Source organism: Vibrio sp. TAP-3B (assembly GCF_057784735.1).
In genome coordinates this window covers 2,197,660-2,216,212 of the sequence record NZ_CM173495.1, presented here as the reverse complement: position 1 = coordinate 2,216,212, position 18,553 = coordinate 2,197,660, and the positions used below count along the sequence as shown (strand labels likewise).

The 18,553-nt window shown below is 48.7% G+C and carries 13 protein-coding genes; 2 read left to right on the top strand and 11 right to left on the bottom strand.

What is annotated here, in order from left to right:
- Positions 1 to 18: 18 nt before the first annotated feature.
- The 8 genes from dusB to AC3D28_RS10415 form a co-directional block, all read right to left on the bottom strand.
- Entirely contained in the window at positions 19 to 987 is a 969-nt protein-coding gene (gene dusB, locus AC3D28_RS10450; protein WP_488534709.1) for a tRNA dihydrouridine synthase DusB, read from the bottom strand.
- 144 nt (positions 988 to 1,131) lie between these two features.
- Complete coding sequence (gene prmA, locus AC3D28_RS10445) at positions 1,132 to 2,013, bottom strand: 50S ribosomal protein L11 methyltransferase (RefSeq protein ID WP_488534708.1); 882 nt, start codon at positions 2,011 to 2,013, stop codon at positions 1,132 to 1,134.
- Positions 2,014 to 2,141: 128 nt separating this feature from the next.
- On the bottom strand, positions 2,142 to 3,485 hold the full coding sequence (gene accC / locus AC3D28_RS10440; RefSeq protein ID WP_098414541.1) for an acetyl-CoA carboxylase biotin carboxylase subunit: 1,344 nt from the start codon (positions 3,483 to 3,485) through the stop codon (positions 2,142 to 2,144).
- Positions 3,486 to 3,499: 14 nt separating this feature from the next.
- Positions 3,500 to 3,958: an acetyl-CoA carboxylase biotin carboxyl carrier protein gene (gene accB / locus AC3D28_RS10435; protein WP_098414542.1), complete on the bottom strand. Its 459-nt coding sequence runs from the start codon at positions 3,956 to 3,958 to the stop codon at positions 3,500 to 3,502.
- A gap of 60 nt (positions 3,959 to 4,018) precedes the next feature.
- Entirely contained in the window at positions 4,019 to 4,468 is a 450-nt protein-coding gene (aroQ, locus tag AC3D28_RS10430; protein ID WP_488534707.1) for a type II 3-dehydroquinate dehydratase, read from the bottom strand.
- A 301-nt stretch (positions 4,469 to 4,769) separates the two neighbouring features.
- Positions 4,770 to 6,722 (bottom strand): acetate--CoA ligase, encoded by a 1,953-nt coding sequence (gene acs / locus AC3D28_RS10425; RefSeq protein ID WP_488534706.1) that lies wholly within the window; start codon positions 6,720 to 6,722, stop codon positions 4,770 to 4,772.
- Positions 6,723 to 6,959: 237 nt separating this feature from the next.
- Entirely contained in the window at positions 6,960 to 7,589 is a 630-nt protein-coding gene (locus AC3D28_RS10420; RefSeq protein ID WP_488534705.1) for a 3'-5' exonuclease, read from the bottom strand.
- Positions 7,590 to 7,625: 36 nt separating this feature from the next.
- A complete protein-coding gene (locus tag AC3D28_RS10415) occupies positions 7,626 to 9,452 on the bottom strand; it encodes a DUF294 nucleotidyltransferase-like domain-containing protein (RefSeq protein ID WP_488534704.1) in 1,827 nt (608 codons plus the stop codon).
- A 228-nt stretch (positions 9,453 to 9,680) separates the two neighbouring features.
- Between AC3D28_RS10415 and AC3D28_RS10410 the strand changes: the two genes are divergently transcribed.
- On the top strand, positions 9,681 to 10,865 hold the full coding sequence (locus AC3D28_RS10410; RefSeq protein WP_488534703.1) for a 3-phenylpropionate MFS transporter: 1,185 nt from the start codon (positions 9,681 to 9,683) through the stop codon (positions 10,863 to 10,865).
- Between the two features lie 111 nt (positions 10,866 to 10,976).
- On the top strand, positions 10,977 to 14,408 hold the full coding sequence (locus AC3D28_RS10405; RefSeq protein ID WP_488534702.1) for a hybrid sensor histidine kinase/response regulator: 3,432 nt from the start codon (positions 10,977 to 10,979) through the stop codon (positions 14,406 to 14,408).
- A gap of 63 nt (positions 14,409 to 14,471) precedes the next feature.
- Here AC3D28_RS10405 and AC3D28_RS10400 read toward each other — a convergent pair whose 3' ends face one another.
- From AC3D28_RS10400 to AC3D28_RS10390, 3 genes are all read right to left on the bottom strand, one after another.
- On the bottom strand, positions 14,472 to 15,857 hold the full coding sequence (locus AC3D28_RS10400; RefSeq protein WP_488534701.1) for a class II fumarate hydratase: 1,386 nt from the start codon (positions 15,855 to 15,857) through the stop codon (positions 14,472 to 14,474).
- Positions 15,858 to 16,238: 381 nt separating this feature from the next.
- Positions 16,239 to 16,721 carry a hypothetical protein gene (locus tag AC3D28_RS10395; RefSeq protein ID WP_098414550.1) on the bottom strand — a complete coding sequence of 161 codons (483 nt, stop codon included), beginning with the start codon at positions 16,719 to 16,721 and terminating at the stop codon, positions 16,239 to 16,241.
- A 94-nt stretch (positions 16,722 to 16,815) separates the two neighbouring features.
- Positions 16,816 to 18,543, bottom strand: a complete 1,728-nt coding sequence (locus AC3D28_RS10390) for a sodium:solute symporter family protein (protein WP_488534700.1) — start codon at positions 18,541 to 18,543, stop codon at positions 16,816 to 16,818.
- Between the last annotated feature and the right edge of the window lie 10 nt (positions 18,544 to 18,553).

Here is an 18,553-nt window from a genome sequence, read left to right as displayed (position 1 = left end):
GTCTAGCTCTTCTCTTAATTATGATGCAACGTTATCAAAATAACCTTCTAGCGCCTCAATTTGCAGCGGAGCTGCATCGAGTGCGTTGAAGGTACGGCGAAACTCACTGGCCTGCTCATGTTCTTTTAGATACCACCCTACGTGCTTGCGCGCGATACGCGGCCCTAAGTACTCTCCATAAAATGCATGCAGAGCATTCACATGACCAAGCATAATGGCTTTTACTTCCTGTTTTGGAAGTTCATCCATTGCGGTGCCGTTTTCCAAATAGTGATGGATTTCCTGGAAAATCCAAGGACGACCCTGGGCAGGACGTCCAATCATTAAAGCGTCCACACCGGTATACTCCAGTACAAACTTGGCTTTCTCCGGACTATCGATATCACCGTTCGCGATAACCGGAATGGATATAGCCTCTTTTACCGCTTTAATGCTGTCATATTCGGCCTCACCTTTGTACATACAGACTTTTGTTCTGCCATGCAGAGCGAAAGCTTGTATGCCGCAGTCTTCGGCTAATTTAGCGATTTGGATGCAGTTTTTGTTTTCTGTATCCCAGCCAGTTCGAGTCTTCAACGTTACAGGAACGTTTACTGCATTCACGACCGCTTTCAAAATCTCTTCGATAATGTCTGGGTATTGAAGCAGAGCAGAGCCCGCCAGCTTCTTGTTCACTTTTTTTGCCGGGCAGCCCATGTTGATGTCGATGATTTGCGCACCGTTTTCAACACTGAATTGAGCCGCGTCCGCCATAAGCTGTGGATCGGAACCGGCAATCTGTACAGAGCGAATGCCCGATTCGCCCTCGTGTACCATGCGCTGTTTCGACTTCGACGTTTTCCATAGTTTTGGGTTGGCAGACATCATTTCACTGACGGCCATTCCCGCACCATACCGAAGACACAACTCGCGGAACGGTCTATCCGTTACACCAGCCATAGGGGCTACGATTAGATTGTTCTTAAGTTGATAGTTTCCGATTTTCAAAACGTCATCACAGTTCTGTACTAGCAAGGGCGCGCATTTTACGCATTTTTTCACTGCGTGAAAAGACTAATATTTGAGCATTTACAAATTGTTTTGTAAATCGTATGAATTTCAAGCAATTAACTTTAAAAACCTTATTTAGCCTTACTTACGACCAGAGATGCGACACCACTCACTTTGCTCAATAATAGGGTCAAGATGAAGTTCGTCACGGTAATAATTCGCAACATCTTTGGCTTGAGTATCTAATACGCCGGACATGGCGAGGTCGCCATTTGGCTTAACTAGACCTTTGATGACAGGGGCCAATTCGCGTAAGGGGCCTGCCAAAATGTTGGCGACTACCACGTCAGCAATCAGACCTTGTGGTTGATTTTGCGGTAGGTAAACTTCTAGCTTGTCTGCAACGCCGTTACGTTCAGCGTTGTCGCGAGAAGCTTGTAGTGCCTGAGGATCGATGTCGATCCCGACTACTTTTTCTGCCCCAAGCTTGATCGCAGCGATCGCTAGGATGCCCGATCCACAGCCAAAGTCGATAACGGTTTTACCTGAGAGATCCAGCGTTTCTAGCCATTCAAGGCAGAGGGCCGTGGTTGGATGAGTACCAGTACCAAATGCCAAGCCAGGGTCAAGCATTACGTTAACCGCGTCGGGTTCAGGAATGTCACGCCAGCTTGGGCAAATCCATAAACGCTCACCAAACTTCATGGGGTGGAAGTTTTCCATCCATTCACGTTCCCAGTCTTTGTCTTCGAGTTGTTCAACTTTGTAAGCAAAATTGTCGGCAAGCATGTTACTTGCTTTGATTTGGTCGATGATGAAGTTGGTGTCCGCTTCTGCGTCATACAGTGCCAGAATATCAGTATCGCCCCATAAGCGAGTTTCGCCAGGTAGAGGTTCGAATACAGGTGTATCCTGCGCGTCTAGGAACGTCACAGACAGCGCACCAGTCTCTTCCATTAGCATGTCGCCGATTTGTTCAGCGTTTTCATTGGTCGCGTTGAGTTTGATTTGAATCCAAGGCATTGATTTTTTATCTCAAAGTGAATGAAGTAGGGCAGAGTTTACCAGAACTCCATGAATTGTTTCAGTATAGACAGTGTACAAAACAAAAATGCCCACCATTGTGGGCATTTTTATGAGGTTAACACCGCTTATTGTAGGCCGAGCTTCTTCTCTAGGTAATGAATGTTTGCGCCGCCATGCTGGAAGCTCTCATCATTCATAATCGCGAACTGAAGCGGTATGTTCGTTTTGATACCTTCGATGATCATCTCACCAAGGGCATTCTTCATACGCGCAATCGCAACATCACGGTTTTCACCGTAAGTGATCAATTTACCAATCATTGAATCGTAATGAGGCGGTACTGTGTAGCCAGAGTAAATGTGCGATTCCCAGCGAACGCCCATGCCGCCAGGGGCGTGGAAACGTTCGATCTTTCCTGGAGAAGGCAGGAAGCGTTCTGGGTCTTCAGCGTTAATACGACACTCAATCGCGTGGCCACGGATCTTAATGGCATCTTGAGTGAATGACAGCGGCTGACCTGCAGCAACGCGCAGTTGCTCTTTGATAAGATCGATGCCCGTTACCATTTCTGTCACTGGGTGCTCTACCTGAATACGAGTGTTCATTTCGATGAAGTAGAACTCACCATTTTCGTATAGGAATTCGAACGTACCTGCACCGCGGTAACCAATCTCGACGCACGCACGAGTACAACGTTCACCGATGTACTTACGCATCTCTTCAGTGATGCCTGGTGCTGGCGCTTCTTCCACAACTTTCTGGTGACGACGCTGCATCGAACAGTCACGTTCACCAAGATGAATAGCACCACCTTGACCGTCAGCGATCACTTGCACCTCAACGTGACGAGGGTTTTCTAGGAATTTCTCCATATAAACCACATCGTTATTGAAGGCTGATTTTGCTTCCGCTCGGGTCATGGCGATAGCTTGGATCAGTTCTTTCTCTGAACGGACCACACGCATACCACGGCCACCACCGCCGCCAGATGCTTTGATGATGACTGGGTAACCAATGCGTTTAGCAAACGCTTTGTTTTTATCTTCATCGTCGTCTAGAGGGCCATCAGAGCCAGGAACACAAGGCACGCCCGCCTTTTTCATGGCATTGATCGCGGACACTTTGTCGCCCATCATGCGGATCGTTTCCGCTTTAGGGCCAACAAAAATGAAGCCACTGCGCTCAACTTGTTCTGCGAAGTCTGCATTCTCAGACAGGAAACCGTAACCAGGGTGAATCGCAACGGCGCCGGTGACTTCTGCCGCAGAAATAATGCGTGGGATATTTAGGTAGCTGTCGATACCACGAGCAGGACCGATACATACGGTCTCATCGGCAAGTAGGACATGCTTAAGGTCACGGTCAGCGGTTGAGTGAACAGCGACGGTCTTAATACCTAACTCTTTACAAGCGCGAAGAATACGAAGTGCAATTTCACCTCGGTTCGCGATGACTATTTTATCTAGCATAAGGCAAGCCTCGCTTATTCGATTACAACAAGAGGTTGATCGAATTCAACTGGTTGGCCGTCTTCAGCAAGGATTGCTGTTACAACGCCAGATTTGTCCGCTTCAATTTGGTTCATCATTTTCATTGCTTCAACGATACATAGAGTATCACCAGCACTGACTTTCTGACCCACCTCGATGAATGACTTCGACTCAGGGCTTGGAGAGCGGTAGAAAGTGCCAACCATTGGAGACAGAACTTGGTGACCTGTAGGCGCCGCTGGTGCTTCTGCTGCCACAGGCGCTTCGGCTACTGGAGCTGCAACAGGTGCAGGTGCCGCTACTGGAGCTGGAGCGTAGTGAATGGGTGCTGGAGCTGGTGCTGTGCCGTGACGACTGATGCGTACGGACTCTTCACCTTCAGAAATCTCTAGCTCAGCAATGCCAGACTCTTCAACTAATTCAATTAGCTTCTTGATTTTACGAATATCCATCTTTTCTTTCTCTTTTATCTTGTGATTAAGACAACCCCTTGAGGTTGCAGAGTGTTAGGGTCACTTCGTCTGTAGCTTGGTAATCGCTGCAGACAGAGCGAATTCATAACCTTGTGCGCCTAAACCGCAAATTACGCCTTCTGCTTTATCAGACAGATAAGAGTGATGGCGAAATGGTTCACGTGCGTGAACGTTTGATAGGTGCACTTCAATAAATGGGATGGCCACGCCAAGTAATGCATCTCGCAGCGCCACACTGGTATGAGTGAAAGCGGCTGGGTTGATGATGATAAAGTCAACCTTGCCGTATGCGGCATGAATGGCTTCAATCAGTTCGTACTCACGATTGGATTGCAGGTGTTCAAGCTCTACCCCAGCGTTGTGAGCTTGCTCTGTAAGAGTCCCCACCACTTGTACTAAGGTATTGTTTCCATAGTGCGTCGGTTCGCGCAGGCCTAATAGGTTAATATTTGGTCCGTTTAGGACAAGAATCCGTAACTTGGCAGACATTATGTGGCTATCTTCCCTTATCGTGAGTGAAGCGTGTATATTCCCAAATATACGATAATTCAGCACGATTTTTTTGTTAAAATCGAACAGTTTTTTAAAAATCGACCAAGATTATAGCTAATTCACAGCAATTAGCAGCAATTTACTGGTCTAATCACCTAGTGGCCTTCCTCGTTTCTGTAACCAAGTTAACAAAAACCATATAACAACCCAGTATTTTTTATGGCAATTTGAACGCATAAGCAAAAAAACCGCCATAAGTGATGGCGGTTTTTAACGTTTTTAAAACAGTCGGTTGAAATTAGGACAGTTCTGCTTTTTCTGCAATGAGTTTATCCACTACACCTGGGTCTGCGAGGGTTGAGGTATCACCCAAGTTGCTGGTGTCGCCTGTCGCAATCTTACGTAGGATGCGACGCATGATTTTACCAGAGCGAGTCTTCGGTAAGGAATCCGTCCAGTGCAGCACGTCAGGTGTGGCAATTGGGCCAATTTCTTTACGCACCCAATCTTTGACTTCTTTGTGCAGCTCTGCGGATGGGAATTCGCCATCGTTGAGTGTGATGTAAGCGTAGATCGCTTGGCCTTTAATATCGTGAGGAATACCGACAATCGCGGCTTCTGCAATCTTATGGTGTGCGACCAAAGCCGACTCGATCTCTGCGGTCCCCATTCGGTGGCCAGAAACATTCAACACGTCATCGACACGACCAGTGATCCAGTAGTAGCCATCTTCGTCACGACGCGCACCATCACTGGTGAAGTACATACCCTTGAAGGTTGAGAAATAAGTTTGTTCGAAGCGCTCGTGGTCGCCATAAATCGTACGCATTTGGCCGGGCCAAGAATCGAGAATCACCAAGTTACCTTCTGCGACGGTTTCTTCAATGATGTTACCCATGTTGTCGACAAGCGCCGGTTGTACACCGAAGAATGGACGGGTTGCAGAACCTGGTTTTAGGTCCGTGGCGCCAGGTAGTGGGGCGATCAAAATGCCGCCTGTCTCCGTTTGCCACCAAGTATCGACGATCGGAGAGTTCTCATTACCAATCGTTTTGTAGTACCACTCCCATGCTTCTGGGTTAATAGGTTCACCTACTGAACCCATGATCCGCAGGCTAGTTCGAGACGTTCCTGCAACCGCTTCATTACCTTTTGCCATTAGCGCACGAATTGCCGTTGGTGCGGTATACAGAATGTTAACTTGATGCTTATCAACCACTTCACTCATGCGATTAGTATTTGGGTAGTTTGGCACCCCTTCGAACAAGATGGTTTTTGCCCCATTCGCGAGTGGTCCGTAAATCAGATAGGTATGGCCAGTGATCCAACCTACATCGGCGGTACACCAGAAGGTTTCACCTGGCTGATAGTCGAACACATATTTAAAAGTCATCGTGGCGTAGACGAGGTAACCACCAGTCGTGTGCAGTACGCCTTTCGGCTTACCAGTTGAACCGGAAGTATAAAGAATGAACAGTGGGTCTTCGGCTTTCATCTCTTCTGGTGGACAAACGTCAGAGACTTTGGCGGTTGCCTCATGCCACCAAACGTCGCGATGATCATGCCATTCAACATCGCCACCAGTGCGTTTAAATACGATAACCTTGTCGATGGTTTTTACGTTTGGGTTGGTTAAGGCTTCATCTACGTTCTTTTTTAGTGGCACAGCGCGTCCACCACGTACGCCTTCATCAGCCGTGATCACCACTTTAGCGTCGGAGTCTATGATACGACCAGATAGTGCTTCTGGTGAGAAACCGCCAAAAACAACCGTGTGAACCGCGCCAATACGAGTACAAGCGAGCATGGCGACAGCCGCTTCGGGTACCATTGGCATATACAAACACACCACATCGCCTTTGCGCACACCTTGCTCTTTTAATGCGTTGGAGAACTTACACACTTCTTTGTGAAGCTGGTTAAACGTGAGTGTTTTGTCGTCGGTTGGATCATCGCCTTCCCAGATAATTGCCACGTCATCACCGTGTTCTGCTAAGTGACGGTCAATGCAGTTGGCAGAGACGTTCAGTGTGCCATCTTCAAACCAACGAATGTCGACATGGCCAGTGTCGAAAGAGGTACTTTTTACTTTGGTGAAAGGTTTGATCCAATCAACAATTTTGCCGTGTTCGTTCCAGAAGCCCTCTGGATCGGTGACCGACTGCTGATACATGGCTAAGTAAGTGTCATTATCCGCATGGGTATGAGTTTTAATATTTTCTTTTACCGGATAAACGTGGGCTTCGCTCATGGCTTCTCTCCTTGTGCCTTTATTTTTCGGCCTTACACCAATCTAGATAAGATTTTGAGTATGCATTTTGTAGGGCTGTTTTTGGTTCTTAAGACGTGCCGTGACCAACACGGCGTTGTTGTGCCTATAACTGTCAGTCACCGCGCGCATTTCTACAATTAGACTTTAGGATGAGAGTGAGCAGAGTGCAGGGAAATAGCGGAAACAGAGGTGATTCTGGGAGCCAGGTCAACTGGTTTAAGGATACGGCGCCGTGAGGTTCGGCAAATCACCTTTGGTTAAGCGGACAAAGACTAATGCGGCTGAAATCGCATCTTGCAATGCATCGTGCTTATCTTGGATCGGTAGCTCAAGATGTTTACAAATGGCATCCAGACTTAAGTCGAAGTACGCATTGGGCAAATGTCGTTCTAGCTTGTCATGATAAATCTGACTGACTTCAATGAGTGGGTTTGGCAGTGGGAATCCGAATTGCCTTAGACACGCCAGATCTAAGATCTTTTTATCGTAACGAATGTGATAGCCGACAAGAGGGCGGTGGCCGATAAAGTCGAGCAGCTTAAGCAGCGCTTGTTTTTCGCTGATCCCATCGACGAGGTCTTGATGGCGAATTTTATGTATTTTTACCGATCCTGAATCGAGCGATTGCGGCGCACGTAATCGCACTTCAAACGGCTGACTGGTGATGATGCGGTTATCGATGATCTTCGTTGCCGCAATGGTCACCAACTCGGCGCGATTGGGATCAAGGCTGGTGGTTTCACAGTCAAGAGAGACGAATTCAGTTTTGCACGGGGTACAAAACAATGACTGATAAGGCGAGCCTTTCAGTTTGTAGTGCCAATATTTGCGTTGTAACCAGTTCATCGCTGACGCCTTATGTCTGACTTATTCAAAACACTCTTAATCACGAATTTGATAATGAAAACCTAAGAATTGCTTAAATTTCTTCACCACATGCAAGCTATGGCGCAGTAAATCGCGTTCGGTTCTATCGAGTGGTTTGATATCGATATTATTCAGCGCTTCTTGTTTTTTAAGCTGCTGACTGAGACGGATTTTGAAGAACAGTTTCAGCGCTTCATTAAGGTTATCCGCAGTTTCTGACTCTAAGATGCGTTTTTTTCTTAGTGCTTCGATGCGCTCAAAGGTGTTCTTTTCTTCAATGGCGTATTCCAAAGAGAGGGTGCGAATTCCATGTACAATCGGGAAAATACCGCCCCGCTTAATATCGAGTCCACCTTTGGCACTTTTTACGTTACCAAACAGGGTAAGGGGCACTGAAAATTGTAATGCTGGACGAGTAAAATCAGACAAGATTAACATGCGGCCTTTCATGGAGTCTCGAAGGTGCGTGGCGATTGGGGTGAGCAGTTCACGATTCCCCGCCACCGCATGCGCGTCGCTAAAAATCGCCAAATCCATGATCTGTTCTGGCTCGGCTTTATTAATCCAAGCATCTAAGGTGTTGATCCATGCTTGTTGGGTGTTGACCCATTTAGGGTTGCTGACCATCACGTTGCCCGGACAAAGTGGATAGCCGAGTTGCTGTAAAGTGTGCGTGAAAGATTGCATCACTGGCTCGCATTGTGGCCATTCCACCCCATCTTGAAGGATGAGGGCATTGTCTTGGTCGGTTTTGAGGATTTGTTCTCCACGCCCTTCAGAGCCGAGCACGATTAAGCAGCAATGGTCATGCATAGCTGGAGGAACAACCAACTCGAACGCTTTCTCAATAATTTGTTCATTCACCGCAGAAATCAGTTCCATGATAAAGCGGGTTCGAATGCCATTTTTCAATAAGCTTTCGACTAATTGACGTTGTCGGTTAGCCGCCAGCGCGAGCTCTTCGACGCTGCTGGCTCTGGCAATGCTGAGCGTTAACACGTGAGAGTGGGTCGAGAACGCACTGAGTATTTGAGTCATATCCAACATGCCGACGGCTTGGTTGCCATCACATACCATCAGTCGCTTCATTCGATTGCGAGTCATGGTGATCATGGCATTAAACAAAAAGTCGCCTTCCTCTACGTGGTAAACCGGAAACGTGGCGATGTCACCCACAGGCGTGTCTAGCGCGCAGCCATCTAACATGACGGAGTGAAGCATATTGGTTCGAGTCACAATGGCGTAAGGATGGGCCGACGGTGATTGCTCAACGCGCGGGTCGTCTAGATTGAGTTCGACCAGTGCGGCATCAATCCCTTTCTTTTTAAGGGTTTGTGTCACCTCGTTTATCGGCGTTTCTGGAGTAAGGAGCATTGGTGGGTGATAAATGCTGCTATCAACTTTGGTCAGAATAAACTCCGCCAAGTTCTGTTGTTGGTGCGCCGCTTCGATGAGTTCTTGTCGTTTTGATAAGTTGTTATCGAAATAGGCCGCGAATTGACCATTCTGGTTGTAAAGTTCGAGGAAGGTTTCTTTGGGTAACAAGTAAGAAAGTGTGTCTTCAAGCGCAATATATTGATGGCGGATGTTGTCTTCAAACAGCGAGCGTACATCGAACATATCGTCATTGGCGTAATGCGCGAACACTTCTTGTTGATCTTCTGAACGTTCTTCAACCGCACCTTTTATGAGAATATGCAGGTGTGAATTGGTTTGCCCACAAGACAAAATGACATCTCGAGCTCGATAGTAGGCCACATCAAGGGACGAGCGAAGTCGCGCTTGCTGCGCCTCGGTCAGACGGTCGAACGGTGGAGACTGCATGTTAAATTTGTCAGGCATGAGAGCACCAGTAGTGTAAGGAACACATTCTAAGTCTGACAAATTTCCTCTCGGAAGCCAGACGACTTTGGTCTAATCAGGCTGATTTCGCTGCAAGAGACTGAATGTCGCAATATTGGTCTTCCATCGAGGAAATGATAAGTTGTCTATTCTTCCCTTTTTCTAATACGCATAGCGATCCATAATTCATGGTTCGAACGTTGATGTTCCCATTTTAGGATATTAGAAATGTTGAAACCTTCTCCGTATGGCTGGATTTCCCAGTACTTTCTCGGATTCTTTTTTGCGTATGGCGTGTACCTGCCATTCTGGTCGTTATGGTTTAAAGAACAGGGGGTCTCCTCGACAGACATCGGCCTGTTGGTCGGGTTAGGTCTGGCGACGCGTTGCGTGGCCAATATCGTTATCACTCCGCGAGTTCATAAAGTTGAGCACCTTATGCCGGCTTTACGTTGGTTGAGCTTTGCTGCCCTCCTTTTTGTTGGATTTCACTTTTTTACAGGGGGCAGTTTTTGGTTGATGGCGTTAGCCACGGTGTTGTTTAACCTTTGCTGTGGACCGATTGTGCCGTTATCTGATGCAATGGCAAACTACTATGCGCGTTTGAAAATGCTCGACTACGGCCGCACACGGCTATGGGGGTCGATAGCCTTTATCGCAGGATCGACCGTCGTGGGTTATCTGGTGGCCGAGTTTGGCTCTGATATGATTCTGTACACCGCGATGGTGGGGGTTTTCGTTTCGTTACTGTTCGTGATGCGGGCGACCAATCCCATGCCTGTCACTCTTGGTGGGCAAAGTGCTGAACGTCCCAAGTTGACTGCACTCTTGACCGATAAACCCGTCGTTAAGTTCTTAGTGTTAGTGTCATTGATTCAGGGCAGTCATGCTGCGTATTACGGTTTTAGTGCCATTCACTGGAAAGCAGCAGGTCACTCAGAAGATGTGATTGGGTATTTGTGGAGCTTAGGTGTGGCGGCCGAGGTGGCGATATTTGCATTGAGTAAGCGCTTGTTCGTCGGTTGGACACTGCGCGCTCTGTTTCTTGTTGCGGCCTTTGGCGTGATGATGCGTTGGGGCATCACCGCATCGACCACATCAATTGTTGCGCTTGTGGTTGTTCAGTTATTGCATGGTGTGACGTTTGCGACGGCGCACATCGCTGCCATCCAATACATCCAATACTCGGAAGAAAATAAAATGGTGGCGCTGCAAGCGTTGTATAACGCGATTCCACTAGGGGCCTTTATCGCGTTAATGACAGTGCTCAGCGGCTGGGGTTATGAGCATTGGGGAGCGCTTGTGTTCTGGGGTATGGCCGCGATGGGATTGTTGGCGTTGTTCATCAAGCTGGACCCGCAAGAGCCTCATGTGGTTGATGTCTCTGACAAGTCTCTTGAAACACAGAATTAGACTTCTGTGACAAAGGTTAAAAACTAAGCTTTGTCACCATTGTGAAAGCAGTGTTAAATAAAACCTCTCCCGGTGGAGAGGTTTTTTTATTTCTGTAAGAAAGGATATCGAATGCAAGGATGGCTGGTGGTTCCCGTTTCTTTGGCGTATTTGGGGGCCTTATTTATCATCGCGTGGTACGGCGACATTCAGAAAAAATGGTTAGCGCGTTGGCGGCCGTGGATTTATAGCCTTTCCATTGCGGTCTACTGTACCTCGTGGACTTTCTACGGCACGGTCGGGCAGGCCAGCAATAACCCTTGGTCCTTCTTGCCCATCTATATTGCGCCAATCTTGGTCTTCACCATTGGTTGGCGCGTTCTGGCTCGGCTTATCTTGATTGCTAAACGAGAGCACATCACCTCCATTGCTGACTTTATCGGTGCGCGTTACGGCAAATCCCAAGGGTTGGCTGTGATCGTCACCCTTATTGCCGTTGTCGGTATCCTGCCTTACATCGCGTTGCAGCTGCGTGGTATTACGATGGGATTAGAAATCATAGCCCCTGAGCTAGCCAGCGATTTTGGATATCAAAACGACAGTGTGTCTTGGTTTGTGGTTGTCGCGCTGGCGATTTTTACCATGTTGTTCGGGACTCGCCATATTGATAATACTGAACATCACCGAGGAATGATGATGGCGATTGCGTTTGAATCGATCATCAAGCTGTTGGCATTTCTGGTGGTCGGGATTTTCATTGTGTGGTTAGCGATGAATACCGATAACTTCAGCTTAATGAACGTGGCGGCGCAGACCTATCAATCTCCTAACGTGCCGACCTTACTGATTCATACCGTACTGACCATGTTGGCGATTGTCTGTTTGCCACGCCAGTTCCACACCATGGTTGTCGAAAACGAACGTGCGCAAGATTTGCATACCGCGCGCTGGTTGTTTCCTATTTATCTGATCCTGATGGGCATTTTCGTTTTACCCATCGCGTGGGTAGGGCAAGGTCTGTTAAGCGGCACGGCGCCAGATACTTATGTGATCAGTGTGCCGATGGCGGTGGGTGCCAGTGAAATCGCCTTGCTGGCGTTTTTAGGCGGCACATCGGCCGCGAGTGGGATGGTGATCGTATCCACGATTGCACTCGCGATCATGGTGTCGAATGACTTGGTCATGCCACTTTTGCTGCGTCGTATGCGCCTAACTCAGCGCAACCATCATCACTTTTCTGAATTGTTGTTGCGTATCCGCCGCGCGCTGATTTTGATCTTGTTGATTGGCGCGTGGGGCTTTTATCAAGCGTTAGATACGATTCATTCACTCTCGGCGATAGGGTTTCTCTCGTTTGCTGCTATTACCCAGTTCGCGCCAGCGTTGATTGGTGGCATGTATTGGCGTCGGGGTAATAAGAAAGGGGTATACGTTGGGCTCGCGGTTGGCTTCACGATTTGGTTAGTCACGTTAATGAGTCAAACCGACATGCTTGCGGGGGATGCCAGCAATAATCTTTTGATTTGGTTAATCACGCCACCAGATGTATTCACGCGCTTTGACGTGGCGATTTCAGATTGGGGGATGATCCTCAGTGTCGTCGCCAATGCTGTGTGTTTTTTGGTGGTGTCGATGGCAACCAAGCCAAGCCTAAGTGAGCGCTTACAATCGGCTTCCTTTGTTGGAACCCCGCTCCCTGAAAGCGAAAACATGAGCCTTTATCAGAGTCGAGTGACGGTGGCAGAATTAGAAATGCTGGCATCGCGCTTTGTGGGGCGAACGCGAGTGAAGGCAGCGTTTCAAGCTTACTGGAGTCAGCAGAGAGAAGAGTTGATGCCAAATCAGCAAGCGCCATCTTCCTTGATTCGGCATACCGAGCGTGTGCTCGCCGGGGTATTTGGGGCCTCTTCTGCTAAGTTAGTACTCACTTCCGCGTTGCAAGGAAGAAACATGCAGTTGGAAGAGGTCGCGACCATCGTCGATGAAGCCTCTGAACTGTACGATTTTAGCCGTGGATTGCTCCAAGGTGCGATCGAGCATATTGGTCAAGGTATTGCGGTCGTCGATAAGCAATTACGCTTGGTAGCGTGGAACCAACGCTACTTAGAGTTATTTGAATTTCCGCCTGGGTTGATCCAAGTTGGGCGACCGATAGCGGACGTGATTCGGCATAATGCGGAGCAAGGTTTGTGTGGTCCTGGTGACCCTGATGATCACGTGCGTCGCCGGGTCCATTACTTAGAGCAAGGCTCGCGGCATACCTCTTCGAGAGTGCGTCCCGATGGACGAGTGATTGAAGTGCAGGGCAACCCAATGCCGGGTGGGGGCTTTGTCATGAGCTTTACCGATATCACCGTGTTTCGTAATGCAGAACAAGCGTTGAAAGACGCCAACGAGACCCTGGAAGAAAGAGTACGACTGCGGACGCGGGAGCTGGAGCAACTTAATAAACAGCTGGTGGCAGCAACTCAGCGCTCAGATTTGGAGTCCAAATCTAAATCACGTTTCTTGGCTGCGGTGAGTCATGACTTGATGCAGCCGCTTAATGCAGCGCGACTTTTTGCTTCTTCTCTTTCTGAAGTCGCGAAAGACAATGAAACGAAACGGTTATCGGCACATATTGAAAGTGCACTCGGCGCTGCTGAAGATTTGATTGGTGATCTGCTGGATATTTCTCGTCTCGAATCTGGCAAGCTTGAAGTGAATCGACATGGCTTTGCGGTTAATGATGTGTTGTCGAATTTGAATGCTGAATTCAGTGCTCTGGCCAAACAACAGGGAATCGCGTTCTCGATGATCCCCTCTTCTTTAATGGTCAAATCTGATCCGAAACTGTTGCGCCGGGTGGTGCAAAACTTTCTGACCAATGCGTTTCGTTATAACCCCAATGGCAAGGTCGCCTTGGGGGTTCGCCGCGTGAAAGGGCGCGTGCGCATTGATGTGTGGGATAACGGTGTGGGCATTGAAGAGGAAAAGCAGCAAGAGATTTTCGAAGAGTTTAACCGCGGTACGCAGGTGCGTTCCGATCAAGGCTTGGGGCTTGGTTTGGCGATTTCTAAAGGCATTGCCCAAGTGCTTGGGCATGAAATTTCGATGCGTTCTTGGTTTGGCAAAGGCAGCGTATTCTCCATCACGTTGGATAAGGCGGATTATGTTCAGCCGCATCCTGTTCAGGCCGCAGCAAGCCCTCAATCTGAATTATGTCATCTGAGAATTTTATGCGTCGATAACGAGCCGGATATTCTGGTTGGCATGGAGAACCTGCTTTCTCGCTGGGGATGCGATACGCGCGTGGCGCTCGATTTGGTGGAAAGTTTACAAGCGTTAGAGGATGACTGGGTTCCGGATGTCATTTTTTCTGATTATCGACTCGATGATGGTCGAACCGGTCTGGAAGTGCTACAACAATGTCGCTTGCGGTTGGGTGACCGTTTTGAAGGGGTGATCATCAGTGCCGATCGTACAGATAAAATGCTCGATGGGATCAAAGCAGATGGGTTCAGCTTTATTGCCAAGCCTGTGAAACCACTCAAGTTACGCTCGATACTCAATCGAGTTGCGTAGGTTTGGATAGTTCAACGATTGAACCGACAGAGACCTCCTGATGGCGGTCTCTGCGTCTTCCGCTTATTTAGCAACGCCGCCTTGGGTCAGCTTAGCAGGATTTAACAAGCGTTCTAGTGTCGCTCGATCTAAATCGGTCTCTTCTTCTGCGACATCAATGATCGCACGGCCTTGTTGATACGCTTCCTTTGCCAGCTCTGCCGCTTTGAGATAGCCGATCACGGGATTCAGTGCGGTCACCAGAATCGGATTCTTAGCCAAGGCAATGTTTAAGTTATCTTGGCGAACGTCGAACGTGGCGATGGCTTTGTCTGCCAATGCAATTGCGCTATTAGAAAGTAACTCGACACTCTCTAATACGTTATAAGCAATCACGGGCAGCATCACGTTGAGCTGGAAATTTCCCGCTTGGCCTGCCACGGTAATGGTGGTGTCATTGCCGATTACCTGTGCCGAGGCCATCGCTGCCGCCTCTGGGATCACGGGGTTTACTTTACCCGGCATGATGGAAGAGCCTGGCTGCAAGCTTTGCAGTTCGATTTCACCCAAGCCAGCCAGTGGGCCGGAGTTCATCCAGCGGAGATCGTTGGCGATCTTCATGATCGCGACGGCTGCGGTTTTGAGTTGTCCAGATAGTGCCACGATCGCGTCCTGGCTGCTGAGGTTGAAAAAGAAGTTATTACTGGCCGTGAATTGAATCCGAGTCGATTGAGTCAAATTACTCGCGAATAAATCGGCAAAGCGTGGATCCGCGTTGATTCCGGTGCCGACTGCCGTGCCACCTTGTGCGAGCGCTTTCACGGCTGGGAGCGTATGCTCAATCGCCTGTTTCGCGTGTTCAATTTGGAATTGCCAACCGCCGAGTTCTTGAGCAAAGGTAATTGGCATCGCGTCCATTAGGTGCGTACGACCTGTCTTGACGATGCCTTGCAATGCTTGCCGCTTGGACTCTAACGTTTGGCTGAGATGAGAGAGTGCCGGGAATAGCTGCTTTTCGATGGCTAATGCCGAGCTGACTTGGATGGCGGTTGGTACCACATCGTTACTGCTTTGCCCCATGTTGACGTGGTCATTCGGGTTCACGGTGCCGCCCAAGTGCTGCGAAGCCAACGTCGCAATCACTTCGTTAGCGTTCATATTTGAACTGGTCCCTGACCCCGTTTGGAACACATCAATTGGGAATTGGTCGATGTGTTGACCTTCAATGATGGCCTGAGCGGCTTCATCAATGGCCTTCGCAATATCGCCGTCGAGTCGCTCTAATTGTGCATTTGTTCGTGCTGCCGTCTGTTTAATGTGGGCTAAGGCTTGGATGAAGCCGGTTGGCATAACATGTCGACTGAAGGAGAAATTGTCGACTGCTCGCTGGGTTTGGGCTTGATATAGCGCCTCTGATGGAACATTCACGTCGCCCATGCTGTCGGTTTCTATACGGAATTCGCGGCTCATGGTCGGGTCCTTTGGTTAATCGAGTCGGATTTAAATCAGACGTCATGATTGTGGCAATGCGAGAAACGTTACGTCGCTCTGTTCACATTGTGAGTTATCATGTTTGAGGCAAAATAATGACCTATCAATCAAGTCGAGACAGACACGGTCAACATGTTGAGTTTTAAATGGGCTCAAAAAGGCGTAAAGGTGGCCTGTCGGGGTCATAAACCTCTTTGTTGTAATCATGATGGTCAATGTATTATAGGTTAGTACTTTATTTGAGCAGTGAGTTGATGGGGATAAAAAAACCGACGCAGGGCGCCGGCAGCAACAGTTGAGCTTGGTCTCTATACGTTAAAGCTCAGATGTTTGACTTCGCGTTCAGTGATCGCTTAAGTGCTATTCAGTAAATAAGGTTTCGTATTTCACAAATGCCGTTTGAGTTTCACCGTAGTAAAGGGTGCCCTCAGATTGAATAACAACCCTCAACCAGCTTTCTTCAGAGGCCGGTTTTGGCAAAGTGATGTACCAGTTTTTTCCGGCTTGGTCGGCTGGCTGCATCGCGATGGGTTGTGAGGTTTGCTCAGGATCGTCAACGAGCGAGACTTTTACCCCTTCCAGCGGATAAGCGGCATTGAGAGACAATTCGAGACTGTCTGATGTTAACCGCTCTGAGCGAAATTTAACTTTAAAATCGCCATTTTTCATATCACACAAGCCACTGGTGTAGCGACAGTTTGACTGACCTGCCAGCTTGTAGCTTTCGCCTTCCTTTGCAGCATGCGGCTTCTCACTGAGCGCCATATCCGCGCCAAAGTAGGCGATCAAAGAAAGAACCGGCGCTATCAACAGGGCGAGAATAAAGTGCTTATTTTTGAACATCTTGGCTTCCTTGCAACAACAGACTATGAATACGGTAACTGAAAAATAAGAATAAAAAAGCCCCAGACGGGGCTTTTGTGGTTTTGGTTATGTTTTAGTGGTCCACAGCGTTGCCAGCACCAACTGGTACGCGAACGTGCTCGACTAAGTCTTTTACTTCTTGTGGGGTTTCTTTGGTCACTTTAGACACACCGTACGCCACCGCGAAGTTAAATATGGCCCCGATGACACCAAATGCGTTTGGCTCAATACCTAAGAACCAGTTTGTGCCCCAGCTTTCCAAGAACTTCCAGTCAGCCACGAACAGGATGCCTTTGTGTTGGAATACATAAAACAGCGTGATACTGATACCGGTGATCATCCCCGCCACTGCACCTTCTTTATTGATGGTCTTACTGAAGATACCCATCATCAAGGCCGGGAAGATGGACGATGCGGCGAGCCCGAAGGCCAACGCTACCGTACCAGCGGCAAACCCCGGTGGATTTAATCCGAGATAGCCTGAGGCTGCAATCGCGACCGCCATCGAGATCCGGCTGGCGAGTAGCTCTTTCTTCTCGGAAATATTGGGATTTATCACCCCTTTAATCAAGTCGTGCGAGATGGCCGAAGAAATTGCCAATAGCAAGCCAGCGGCGGTAGAGAGTGCCGCGGCGAGACCACCGGCTGCCACCAGCGCGATTACCCAATTGGGTAGCTTCGCGATTTCTGGATTTGCCAGTACCATGATGTCGCGGTCAACTCTTAGCTCATTCGTTTCTGGGTTTGAGGTGTACTGAATGTTACCGTCACTGTTCTTATCATCAAAGCCAAGCAAGCCCGTGGTTTCCCAGTTCTTGAACCATGCGGGACGCTCGTCATACGCAAGATGCTGCCCTGGTGCAGGATTCACCGTATCCATTAGGTTTAGGCGCGCCATTGCCGATACCGCAGGTGCTGTGGTGTACAAAATCGCGATGAAGAATAATGCCCAACCAGCGGAGGTTCGCGCATCACGCACTTTTGGCACCGTAAAGAAACGGATGATAACGTGTGGCAGACCTGCTGTACCTATCATCAGAGACATAGTGTAAGCAAACATGTTCAGCGTATCGCCACGAACTTGCGTGGTGTACTCACTAAAGCCGAGTTCGGTTACCACTTGATCGAGCCTATCGAGCAGATAGACATCGGTGCCTGAAATCGTGCTTCCGAGTCCGATCTGTGGCAATGGGTTGCCCGTTAATTGCAGAGAGATAAAGATTGCTGGGATAGTGTAAGCTAAAATGAGTACGCAATATTGAGCAATCTGCGTATAGGTGATGCCTTTCATGCCGCCAAGTACTGCATACATGAAGACGATACACATACCAATAAGTAGACCTGTAGAGTAATCCACCTCTAGAAAGCGGCCAAACGCCACCCCTACGCCTTTCATCTGACCGATAACGTAGGTCACCGATGCGATGATAAGACATACTACCGCCACGATACGCGCAGTATTAGAGTAGAAACGTTCACCGACAAACTCTGGCACGGTAAACTTACCGAATTTACGTAGGTAAGGTGCCAGCAGCAGAGCAAGCAGAACGTAACCACCGGTCCAACCCATTAGGAATACGGACCCCCCGTAACCCATGAAGGCAATTAAACCTGCCATCGAGATAAACGAGGCCGCTGACATCCAATCGGCTGCGGTTGCCATCCCGTTAGCGATAGGGTTGACGCCGCCACCGGCAACGTAAAACTCTTTTGTTGACCCAGCGCGCGCCCAGATCGCGATACCGATGTACAGGACGAACGTTGCCCCAACAACGAGGTAGGTAATTGTTTTCAAATCCATCTGAGTGACT